The following is an 11,042-nucleotide window of genomic DNA, read 5'->3' as shown; positions in this document are numbered from 1 at the left end:
TGTATCCGCATTGCTTATACTGATTACTCAATAATCTGCCACAGCGGTTGTGAGCAGTTTGTGGTCGATAACTTCCTGAAGTAGGTAACCGATCCCAGTTGACAGGCACCGGTATTGGTGTCGTCCTGGCACATAATACCCGGCTCACAAACGTTGTTCACTTTGTAATGCCCCAGCACTTGTGCAAAATCTTCTGCGTTGTCCGCAGGAGCTTGGTTGAAGGCAAATGCACCTCCAATGGCCAGCATAAAAGCAAAAACTGGCAAAATCGCTTTAAAAATTTTCGTTTTCATTTTCTTAAAAATTAAAATTGACGATCTACTCTGTTACAGGTTTTCGATCTTCCCCTGATACTGCGCGGTATGTCTTTATTTGTTTTTTTCAAAAGGTACCGGATCAAGATTGTAGGCGGTAAGTGAACGTCCGGCCAGTGTATATACCTTTCCGTCTGAAACTGCAAAATCCGAAACTTTTCTGCCATCCTTGTCATATAGATAAAAACTGAACATATAAGTTTGGTTGAGGATATTATATACATCGACCACAGAAGCCACGTCCCACATACTTCTTTCTTCAAACTGACCGATCAGTTTTGAGTTGACATACAGGTAATCTTCATTTGTCGCAGCCATTTTGTTGACAACTCTCATCGGTGATGCAATTTTCTTAGTGCCCTCTTTACCTATGTATGCCACATCAATATTGGCCCGGGAGGTAGTATCAATAGTCTTCCCGATGGTTTTTGATTGCAACGACGGATCGCTTATGATGTATTCGTTGCGGTATAAATAGACATAAACTATTTTTTTATTTCGTTCGTTGAACAACAGCTTCCCATCAGTATCAAAAAAACCATCAATTTGTTTGTCTAATAGTTTTTTGTTAAAATCAACCGTACCGCCGCCGGTAGGCCTCATTACACCGATTATACTCTCGTTTGCTGCGCCGGTGACTGCGCGAATTGCTACCGCGTTGGAATCAATAGGCGTAAAAACATTAAAGTAGGCTAAATTGTCAACCCAAAGGTCAGCTTTCCAATCGTCTATCCTCCCCATCAACACGAAAGCCTCCACGCCGTCGCTCACAAAAAAGTAAGGCGGCTTGACACTTATGCGAAGGTTTCTGAATTTTCGGTTGGGTTCGCTCGTTGAAATCCTATGTGTAATTATTTTATTGAGGTCATCAACAACCTCCACAATCTTTAATGGGTCGTCCAAGTCACCAAGATAAACAGAGCCTTTTCCTGTCCCCGCAATGTAGGCATTGAAGGATATTTTCCGGTCTCGAATAAATTCCGCTGGATGTACCGGATATCGTCGGGTAAAATTATTCCTATGATGCATCATGTCTTCTGAAATGATAAACAATGCCACAACTGTTGAGGTACCGAGAGCCATCAATCCTGTCATTTGGAAGACAGGCCGTAAAAGGCTGTGGGAGCTACGCGATTGACTTTCCCATATTATAGCGGGCAGAGCAATGACACAGAAGCCGAAATTAAAAATAAGATGTTCCTTCCAGCCGAGCTTTTCAAGTATCCCGCCACACGAGCATGGTACAAATGGACTAAAGTTTAAAATGATGATAATATAAACGGTAAACATCACCATCAAGAAAAATCCGGCGTAAAGTGCCAGTAATCTTGTTTTGGGTATGCAGAGCATAACCGCAATAACAATTTCAAGAAGTGGGACTACCCATGCAATCCAACTGGCAAATGAACTTAGTAAAGGCGATTGGGCAAGTTGGATTCGAAATACTTCAAAATCCAACAGTTTACTAACTGCTGCATATGTAAAAAGTAGAATGTATAGCAGGCTGACAACATCAACAACAGCTTTCCTAAAAGATAATGATACTTTCATGCTCTTACTTTTAACCCACACATCAATGCGCACAAACCACTAAATGTATAGCACTTCTACGGCTTCGCTACTATAACTATCACTGTGCAAGTATTTTATAATGCCAAATTAGCGCAATCGTTTTAGAGAATTGATGGAGAAATTGAGCCAAAATTTGATAAAATCGAGCCATTTGTGTTTTTGATTTAAAATATTTAAGTTTTAAATAAAAAGGCTGGCTTTATGCCAACCTGTTTTTTAAGTATGTAGTGCTACCCTTTGAGGGTTAGTTGCCGTATTTCCTTTTTGAGCTCATGGAACATTTCTTCAATTCCTTTGTGGGTCTGCGATAGCCGTTTGTCATTTTTGCCGAGGTGGTACTGGTATTCCCAGATTTCGAGAATGTCAGAGATTTTAACCTTGTAAGGCGGGTATAGCTCATTGTCGGATTCCAGGGTGAGCTCATTTTTGCCATTACGGTTAAGTCTCTTATATACGATACCGTCATCACGGGTTATGACAATATACGTCTTGCCATCCACGACTTCCCCAAGATGCTCGATGTAACGGGTTACTATGTAGGAACCGTCCTCATGGGGCGGCATCGAGTCGCCTTCAACCGGAAACACCCTATGTTTGCCACTCCCTAAAAACGGGAAATGGAATTGCGGAAGGTTCCCGACAAATTCCGGATCAGAATATCCGGTAAGGTAACCGGCCTTTGCCTTGTGCGTTACGATCTCGACAAGGTTATCGCCGTTGCGGTCCACCATGATCGGAAGCAGCAGTCTGTTATTGTCTAGCTTGACCAAGGTGTCGGTCTTAAGTTTCCGGATATCGACGCTCAGCAAAATATCGACAGTCACGCCATAATAGCTGGAAATCTTTTTGAGCAGCTCATAAGGCGGTTCAGAGGTTCCGTCATCATATTTCCTGTAGCGCTCACGCTGTATAGCAAGGTCCTTAGCCACTTTCTCTTGGGAGTAGCCATTTTTTACCCTTAAGTACCTGATGTTGTCAGAAAACAAAGACATATGCGAAATGGTATAATTTGTACCAGCAAATTTATACAAAATTGGTATTATCTGTACTAATTTTGTTTGGTACAAAAATGAATGGATTATGCAGCGCTCGATTGTACACATTGATTTAGATACTTTTTTTGTTTCCTGCGTCAGGCTTCAGAACAGTAGCCTCGAAGGCATCCCCCTTATAGTGGGCGGCGGGGAGCGCGGCGTAGTAGTCTCTTGTTCCTATGAGGCGCGCCGGTTTGGGGTGCATTCGGCAATGCCTATAAAAATGGCATTGAGGTTGTGCCCAGAGGCACGCATTGTCAAAGGTGACATGGAATTGTTCTCCCAATACTCCAATACGGTTTCGCAAATAATAGAGGAGAACGCTCCTGTCATGGAAAAGGCATCCATCGACGAGTTCTATCTCGACATTACGGGAATGGATAAATTTTATGGCTCCTATAAATGGACCCATGAACTCGTAACAAAAGTGACACGTGAGACAGGGCTTCCCCTGAGTTTCGCTTTGTCAGTAAACAAAACCGTTTCAAAGATTGCTACCGGGGAAGGCAAGCCTAAAGGCAACCTCGAAATACCTCAGCCTATAGTACAGCAGTTCCTGAACCCGCTATCAATACGAAAGATACCTATGGTCGGTGATGCAACTTTTAGCCTGTTATCACGCATTGGCATCAGGAATATCCAAACCCTTGCGGAAATGCCCACCAAAGTGCTTCAGGAAATGATCGGCCAAAACGGGCTTGAGCTTTGGAAAAAGGCCAATGGTATCGACAATAATCCTGTAGAGCCTTATCGTGAACGCAAGTCCCTGTCTACTGAAGACACTTTCCATCAGGATACCACCGATATTGTATTCCTGCGTTCAGTCCTCTGCGGCATGGTGGAAAAGCTGGCCTATCAGCTGCGCAGCGAAGGATGGCTAACCTCGAATATTACCGTTAAGATCCGGTACTCAAATTTTGATACCGAAACACGCTCGGTTACTCTCGCTTATACTGCTGCCGACCATACATTGACACGCACCGTATTGGAAGCCTTTGAGAAACTCTACCAGCGCCGCATGAGCCTCCGCCTGATTGGCGTGCGCTTTGGCAAGCTTGTCCGCGGTTCCTATCAAATTAACCTTTTCGAGGATACTCAGGAAATGATGTCGCTCTATCAGGCAATGGACAGGATAAAGAACCGTTTCGGGGCCAATGCCGTTATGCGCTGCAATGGCGGTTTTATAAAACCAAAAGCGGTATAACATGTACCTGAATTGTCACTCCTTTCATAGCCTCCGGTATGGCACCATACCGGTTGAAGAACTTGTCGCTTTGGGAACAGCGTCGGGTGCTAACGCTATTGCTCTAACAGATATCAATACCATAACAGGGACTTATGAGTTTTACAGGCTTTGCCTGGAGGCAGGCATAAAGCCTATTGTAGGGATGGAATTTCGGGAAGACCATAAGCTCCTGTATATTGCCCTTGCAAAAAATCGTCAGGGTTTTGGGGAAATCAACCGCCACCTGACTAAATATAATCTTGACAGTATTCCCATTCCGCCCATGGCGCCGGACTTTGAAAATGCTGCAGTTATTTATCCTTTAAAGTCCGCCCCTGAAGTACTAAGGCCATATGAATACATCGGCATTAAACCGGAAGAACTTTCCCTGCTTATCCGTCCGGAATGGAAATCGAGGCTGGACAAAATGGTTATGTTGCAGCCTGTGACTTTCCGTAACAAGACAGAATATAACCTGCACCGCATATTACGTGCAATCGACCTTAATACCCTCGGGAGCAAATTGACCCCTGATGATTATTGCGCGCCTGATGAGTCCATGGCCCCAATGGAAACATTGATCGGGAAGTACAGCCAATACTCCATGATAGTGGAAAATACTTATGCACTCATTAATGCTTGCCACTTCGAGTACGAATTCAAAGTGCCCCGGAATAAGAAACACTATACTGCCGGGCGGGATACTGACCTCGCTCTGCTTACCAACCTCGCACATCAGGGCCTGGCTAAAAGATATGGTGCTGAGAATAGTGCCGCAAAAGAACGTGTTGAAAAAGAGTTGAAGGTTATCCATCAGTTGGAGTTCAGCGGTTATTTCCTGATTACATGGGACATTATCCGCTATAGCAACTCGATGGGCTTTCTGCATATAGGACGTGGCAGCGGGGCCAACAGCATTATTGCCTACTGCCTTGGTATTACTGATATCTGCCCGTTGGAACTGGATTTATATTTTGAACGTTTCCTCAACCTCAACCGTAAAAGCCCGCCTGATTTTGATATCGACTGGTCCTGGAAAGAACGCGATGTAATACTGGACTATATCTTCAAACGTTATGGTTCCGATCATGTAGCCTTCTGCGGCACCAATGTGGAGTTCAAGTACAAATCCATATTCCGGGAGGTAGGTAAAGTATTCGGCCTTCCAAAGGAAGAACTGGATGCGCTATCAGGAACGCCTATGGACCAGCACGACAAAAATGAGGTAGTAAAAATGGTGCACCGATACGGCATGATGATGGAGAAATATCCCAACCAGCGCTCAATGCATTCCTGTGGCATCCTTATTTCGGAAGATCCCATCACCGATTTTACCGCATTGGAAATGCCCCCGAAGGGTTTTCCAATCGTACAGTTCGATATGCATGTGGCCGAAGAGATCGGATTCGACAAATTTGATATCCTTTCCCAACGGGGGATTGGGCATATTGACGAATCGGTTAAGCTCATCAAAAAGAATAGAGGGATCGATGTAAACATACGTGATACTTCGCTATCCAAAAACGAAGCTGCTTGTAATAAATTTCTAGGGCAAGGGAAAACTATTGGCTGCTTCTACATCGAGAGCCCGGCAATGCGGGGATTGTTACGACGGCTGAAGTGCAATAATTATAAAACCCTTGTGGCGGCATCGTCTATCATACGCCCTGGCGTAGCGCAAAGCGGTATGATGAAGGAATATATCTTCCGGCACAATCATCCGGACAGGTTCGAGTATTTCCATCCTTTCTTTGAAGAACAGCTTGGAGAAACCTACGGTATTATGGTGTATCAGGAGGATGTGATTAAGATTGCACTGCACTATGGAGGGCTTGCTGCGGCCGATGGGGATATCCTACGCAGGGCCATGAGTGGGAAAGGACGTTCCAAAGCGGCGCTTCAAAAGGTAAAGGATAATTTTTTCGCTTCATGTGCTGCCAAAGGGCATCCCGAACAGCTAAGTACAGAGATTTACCGCCAGATCGAATCCTTTGCGGGCTATTCTTTTTGTAAGGCGCACTCGGCATCGTATGCCGTGGAAAGCTACCAAAGCCTTTATCTAAAGGTGCATTACCCTATCGAATTCATGGTAGCGGTCATCAATAACCAGGGCGGCTTCTACCGTACCGAGGTGTACGTCCATGAAGCGCGCATGTCAGGCGCCGAGATACATAATCCATGCATCAACAAAAGCGAGTTTGAAACAACCCTATATGGAAAGGAAATCTATCTTGGTTTTATGCATTTGCAGGGATTGCAGGGCGAAATAGCCTTAAAGATCGTGGAAGAGCGGAAAGCCAATGGGAATTATAGCTCCCTTGAAGATTTTATCAATCGGGTGCCTATCGGCATCGAGGGGTTGCAACTCCTGATCTACATCGGTGCCCTGCGGTCTACCGGTAAGGCAAAAAATGAGCTGCTGGTGACGGCCAGGCGCATTATGATGAATTTCAAGCCGGAAAACCGCCTGCCTCAGTTACTTCCGGAACCCGTAAGGGAATACCGCCTGCCCGAATTGAAGCGTTCATCTTTCGAAGATGCCTTTGATGAAATTGAGTTGTTAGGCTTTCCTGTATCCGTCACGCCATTTAACCTTTTGAAAACTTCTTATCGTGGGGATGTGATGGCACGCGATTTGGTCCATCATCACAAAAAACAGGTGAAAATGCTTGCTTATCTGGTATCGCGCAAGCATGTGCCCACCAAAATGGGCGCTATGTATTTTGGCACCTGGATAGATGCCAACGGGGAATTTTTCGACACGGCGCATTTCACGGGTAGCCTCAAAGGATATCCTTTCAAAGGAGGTGGCTGCTATCTCCTTTTAGGCACGGTCGAAGTAGATTACCATTTTCCAACCATCACAATCTCAAAGATGGAAAAAATGCCTTTCATCCCTGACCCTCGCTACAGGGAAAGCGATGCTGAAAGCTCGCGTACGCAGCAAAAGCTGCGTGAGGATGTATCGATGACCCAGCGTGCTCCCTATCCGCAGGAGCAGGAAATCGGGCTGCCAAGACATAAAATGGTGTCGGCTGAAAACCTTTAGTGCAAATGCTTTTGGCTTTACCATATACAACAAAGCCCCTGCAATCGCAGGGGCTTCTCTCAGCAAAAGGATTATTACCTTTTGTTTTCTGCAAGCCAGTTGCTAAAAGTTATGATTTCTTCGGACTGCATCTCGATAATTGCATTGGCCATAGCGGACAGCTCACCGTTGCTGCCATGATGCAGGTAAGATGAAGCGCTGTCGATTGCCGCTTGGTGGTGGATGATCATCAGGCTGGCAAAATCATTGTCAATATCTCCTGTTATCATTTGCTGGTCGGCCATAGCATCCATTTTATCCATCCCCATCATTTGCTCTTCCATGAAATCCATATCCATACCGTCAACAGGCAAAGCTGCAAGAATTCCCTGAAGTTCCTGTATTTCCTGCTGCTGTGCCGTGATGATCGCTTGGGCCATTGCCTTCATTTCCGCATTTTTCCCTTTTTCAATCTCAAGGTTAGCCATCGCGATGGCGCCCTGGTGATGCATAATCATCATGGCTGCAAAGTCCACGTCCGGGTCATGCGTCATCTCCATGGACGACATCTCATCCATCATAGAATGCATGACCATCATCATCTCATTGTCATCATGATTTTGCAACTGTACCCCACTGGCCGAATCATCATCCGAGCACGATACCATCAATGAAAAGGCTGCTGCCGTAAATAATAAAATTGGTTTCTTCATAATCTGTTGTTTTTTTGTTGTTAATAATTTAAAATTTAATTGTTTTAGCTAATCATCGTGTTGCATGCCTCGGCACATTCCCTGCACGCATCGGCGCATTCCCTGCAGTGATCCATCCCCATTGCTGCATGCCTGTCGCATTCCTCGGCGCAGGCATTGCATATTTGGGCACAAAGTCGGCAAAGGTCAACACTGTAGCTGCTGCCCAGGCTCATAAGCTCAGCCGCTGCCCTGCATATTGCTGCGCACTCAAGGTCAAGCCTGATGCATTTGGCAAGATGTTTTACCTCTTCTTCACCCAGACACTCGCTCGCGCAATGGTTGCACGCAATGGCACAGGCCAGACAGGCTCTTATGCATTCTTCAAATTTTTTGTGTGACATAGTTATATAATTTAGATTGAACATACTTGCTAATAAGTAAGGGCCAGGCCAACCCCAAATCCCATATCACTGTCATAGTGGGCTCTTACTCCGAAATTCTTATCTATGATATACCTGAATTCACCCATGAATTCTTTATCGGTATTGACCATAAATCCTGCGCGCAGTCTGCTAGAGACAGGGATGTCCTCACGCATCAGCGATAAGCGCACGATGCCATCATGATATACCTCAGCCTGAAAATTCACCAGAAGGGGTAAGGTGTATACAAACCCCAAACTAACGGCGCGACGGGTATCTTTTTCATTTTTTTGCCCAAAGATGTTCTTTTCCTGTTCGTCAATCCCCATCCTTCGGTAGCGCCAGTCGAAACCTATAAAGGGCATCAGCCACTGCATCTTCCCGATAAACCTCCCCAAATGCGTTTCGACCTCATACCCATGCATGTCATTATAGCCCAGGCGCCATTCTGTACCTAGGCTCCATCTTGCTGTTTGCAGCATCGCCTCCCCATCATTGCCATTGGTAGCAAAGTCGTTTTGAGCCATCAGATGCGGCATATTGCTTTCCCTCTGTAATTCCCTGTAAGCCTTAGCCTTATCGGGAAGATTGGGGTTTTCGTAATCTCCAACCTCAAAAACCCGGTTCATACCGGCCATCATATGGTAGAGGATATGGCAATGGAAAAACCAGTCACCTTCCTCATTGGCTGCAAACTCAATGACATCGGTCTCCATTGGCATAATGTCAATAATATTTTTCAGGGGTGCATTGTCCCCTTTGCCATTGAGCAGCCGGAAATCAAACCCGTGCAAGTGCATGGGGTGGCGCATCATCGAATTGTTGAAAATTGTGATCCGTAGTATCTCACCCTTTTTGACCTGGATTTTATCGGTTTCCGAAAGTACCCTGTTATCCATACTCCACACATAACGGTTCATGTTTCCCGTTAAGGTGAATTTCAATTCCCTTACGGGAGCACTTCCAGAAAGTGAGGTTTTATACGGGGATTTGAGCATGGCATAATTCAGGGTCACGATGTCGCCCAATGCATTGGCGTTATAGCGGTTGGGATCCTTGTCCATATCCATCCCGCCATGCGCACTATGGTCGTCGCTTTTATTCGCTTCTCCGGTTATTTCGGGGTACATGACCACATTCATGTCCATTTGGTTGAGGCTCATATTCATGCCCATATCATCAAGGTCGCCGTTCATCTTCATCATATCATTCATCATTTTCATGCCTTCAAAATATTTCAGCCTGGGAAGCGGGGATATTAGCTGCTTCACGCCGCTGCCGATATAATAGCTTGCGGATTGCGTCCTGTCTTCTGTCGTAGCCAGGAATTCATACGACAATCCTTCTTGCGGTATAGTTACAACTATGTCGTAAGTTTCAGACACTGCGATGATCAGCCTGTCCACATCGACAGGTTCGACATCGTTGCCATCACTGGCGACCACAGTAATCTTACCTCCAGCGTAACGCAGCCAGAAATAGGAAGATGCACCGCCATTGGATATGCGAAGCCGTACTTTGTCCCCCGCCTTTAAGGTTTTGCCGTCAACCGTTTTTAGCTCCGGTGCATTGCTGCCATTGATAAGGATTTTATCATAATATACATCGCTCACATCCATTGCCAGCATCCGCTTCCACTCATTGGTTACTTTCACGCCAAATTTTCCCTCTTTAATGGCTTCAACGTATGACTGCGTAGCGTTCTTTTTTATAGCCGCCCAATCGTTGGCATTGTGCAGCATCCGGTTGATGTTGTCGGGGTTGTAATTTGTCCATTCGCTTAGTATAATGGGTACGGTCGGCAAATCGTCAATCCCTTTTCTAAAGGTCTTGTCATCCTCCCGTTTCTTCATTACAAAATTACCGTACATACCTATCTGCTCCTGCAATCCCGAATGGGAATGATACCAGTGTGTACCGTGCTGGATAATCGGGAAACGGTAGGTATAGGTTGTACCAGGTTCAATGGGCTGTTGCGTAAGATGGGGTACACCGTCTTCCTTATTGGGCAGGAACACGCCATGCCAGTGCAACGAAGTACTTTCTTTCAATTGATTGTGTACTACAATCTCGGCAGTGTCGCCCTCGGTAAACGTAAGGGTGGGCATCGGGATTTGCCCGTTTACGGCAATCGCCCTTTTTTGCTTACCTGCAAAGTTGACAAGGGTATCTTTTACATACAGGTCGTAATGCACTACTTTCTGTGCAAACAACGTTTGGGTGCAAAGCAGTATCAGCACTGTTTGCAGTATTCTTATGGGTATTTTTTTATATCTGTTCATTCGTTGAAAAATTTTATTTAATGCTGTCTTCCATTATGCCAAACCACGCTATCAAATCCTGCTTATCCTCCGGTGATAATACTGCATTGCGATGGATGAGTGTGTATGACGACAAAGGCATTTCCCCGTCCTTGACCTGCCCCGCCATAGCCCTGAACTTGTTCCGCTGCCTGCGGGCAGAATATTCGCCAAATTCGCTAAAGTTGAGTTCCTCTTTGCCCTTTTTGATATGCTCCGCCATGTACCATGCTCCTGGCTGGATGCGGCTGTACCACGGATAACGCGTATTGTTGCTATGGCAGTCGTAACAGGACTGGACAAGGATAGCCTTTACATTTTGGGGTACGGCGTACACACTTTCGATATGGGTGGCTGGCACTTCATCCGCCTGGTTCCGTAACGGCTGAAAGAACTGTATGCCGATGAGGATAACAGCCAGTCCCAATATGATTTTCTTTTTTAAAGACATA

Annotated in this window: 9 protein-coding genes; 2 read left to right on the top strand and 7 right to left on the bottom strand. The window is 45.5% G+C overall.

Annotated elements, in window-relative coordinates:
- Nucleotides 1-23: 23 nt before the first annotated feature.
- From LRS05_RS15975 to LRS05_RS15965, 3 genes are all read right to left on the bottom strand, one after another.
- Nucleotides 24-293, bottom strand: a complete 270-nt coding sequence (locus tag LRS05_RS15975) for a DUF6520 family protein (protein WP_223053821.1) — start codon at nucleotides 291-293, stop codon at nucleotides 24-26.
- Between the two features lie 75 nt (nucleotides 294-368).
- Nucleotides 369-1,865 (bottom strand): MauE/DoxX family redox-associated membrane protein, encoded by a 1,497-nt coding sequence (locus tag LRS05_RS15970; protein WP_223053822.1) that lies wholly within the window; start codon nucleotides 1,863-1,865, stop codon nucleotides 369-371.
- Nucleotides 1,866-2,116: 251 nt separating this feature from the next.
- Nucleotides 2,117-2,878 carry a helix-turn-helix domain-containing protein gene (locus tag LRS05_RS15965; protein WP_223053823.1) on the bottom strand — a complete coding sequence of 254 codons (762 nt, stop codon included), beginning with the start codon at nucleotides 2,876-2,878 and terminating at the stop codon, nucleotides 2,117-2,119.
- 88 nt (nucleotides 2,879-2,966) lie between these two features.
- Here LRS05_RS15965 and dinB point away from each other — a divergent pair, with 88 nt between their 5' ends.
- Together dinB and LRS05_RS15955 are read left to right on the top strand one after the other, a co-directional pair.
- Entirely contained in the window at nucleotides 2,967-4,124 is a 1,158-nt protein-coding gene (gene dinB, locus LRS05_RS15960) for a DNA polymerase IV (protein WP_223053824.1), read from the top strand.
- Nucleotide 4,125: 1 nt separating this feature from the next.
- Nucleotides 4,126-7,194: a DNA polymerase III subunit alpha gene (locus LRS05_RS15955; RefSeq protein WP_223053825.1), complete on the top strand. Its 3,069-nt coding sequence runs from the start codon at nucleotides 4,126-4,128 to the stop codon at nucleotides 7,192-7,194.
- 74 nt (nucleotides 7,195-7,268) lie between these two features.
- Here LRS05_RS15955 and LRS05_RS15950 read toward each other — a convergent pair whose 3' ends face one another.
- Genes LRS05_RS15950 through LRS05_RS15935 form a run of 4 tightly spaced genes read right to left on the bottom strand, consistent with a single transcriptional unit; the run spans nucleotide 7,269 to nucleotide 11,041 of the window.
- Nucleotides 7,269-7,886, bottom strand: a complete 618-nt coding sequence (locus LRS05_RS15950) for a DUF305 domain-containing protein (RefSeq protein WP_223053826.1) — start codon at nucleotides 7,884-7,886, stop codon at nucleotides 7,269-7,271.
- A 44-nt stretch (nucleotides 7,887-7,930) separates the two neighbouring features.
- Complete coding sequence (locus LRS05_RS15945) at nucleotides 7,931-8,269, bottom strand: four-helix bundle copper-binding protein (RefSeq protein WP_223053827.1); 339 nt, start codon at nucleotides 8,267-8,269, stop codon at nucleotides 7,931-7,933.
- Nucleotides 8,270-8,298: 29 nt separating this feature from the next.
- Nucleotides 8,299-10,572 carry a multicopper oxidase family protein gene (locus LRS05_RS15940; RefSeq protein WP_223053828.1) on the bottom strand — a complete coding sequence of 758 codons (2,274 nt, stop codon included), beginning with the start codon at nucleotides 10,570-10,572 and terminating at the stop codon, nucleotides 8,299-8,301.
- A gap of 13 nt (nucleotides 10,573-10,585) precedes the next feature.
- Nucleotides 10,586-11,041 (bottom strand): heme-binding domain-containing protein, encoded by a 456-nt coding sequence (locus tag LRS05_RS15935; protein ID WP_223053829.1) that lies wholly within the window; start codon nucleotides 11,039-11,041, stop codon nucleotides 10,586-10,588.
- Nucleotide 11,042 lies beyond the last annotated feature (1 nt).

This window comes from Flavobacterium sp. J372 (genome assembly GCF_024699965.1).
Taxonomy (GTDB): Bacteria; Bacteroidota; Bacteroidia; order Flavobacteriales; family Flavobacteriaceae; genus Flavobacterium.
This window is presented reverse-complemented; position numbering and strand designations above follow the sequence as displayed.

Bases quoted from the DNA above. Each gene is read 5' to 3' on its own strand.
- dinB (WP_223053824.1), top strand. From the start codon at position 2,967: ATGCAGCGCTCGATTGTACACATTGATTTAGATACTTTTTTTGTTTCC.
- LRS05_RS15970 (WP_223053822.1), bottom strand. From the start codon at position 1,865: ATGAAAGTATCATTATCTTTTAGGAAAGCTGTTGTTGATGTTGTCAGC.
- LRS05_RS15950 (WP_223053826.1), bottom strand. From the start codon at position 7,886: ATGAAGAAACCAATTTTATTATTTACGGCAGCAGCCTTTTCATTGATG.
- LRS05_RS15955 (WP_223053825.1), top strand. From the start codon at position 4,126: ATGTACCTGAATTGTCACTCCTTTCATAGCCTCCGGTATGGCACCATA.
- LRS05_RS15935 (WP_223053829.1), bottom strand. From the start codon at position 11,041: ATGTCTTTAAAAAAGAAAATCATATTGGGACTGGCTGTTATCCTCATC.
- LRS05_RS15965 (WP_223053823.1), bottom strand. From the start codon at position 2,878: ATGTCTTTGTTTTCTGACAACATCAGGTACTTAAGGGTAAAAAATGGC.
- LRS05_RS15940 (WP_223053828.1), bottom strand. From the start codon at position 10,572: ATGAACAGATATAAAAAAATACCCATAAGAATACTGCAAACAGTGCTG.
- LRS05_RS15975 (WP_223053821.1), bottom strand. From the start codon at position 293: ATGAAAACGAAAATTTTTAAAGCGATTTTGCCAGTTTTTGCTTTTATG.
- LRS05_RS15945 (WP_223053827.1), bottom strand. From the start codon at position 8,269: ATGTCACACAAAAAATTTGAAGAATGCATAAGAGCCTGTCTGGCCTGT.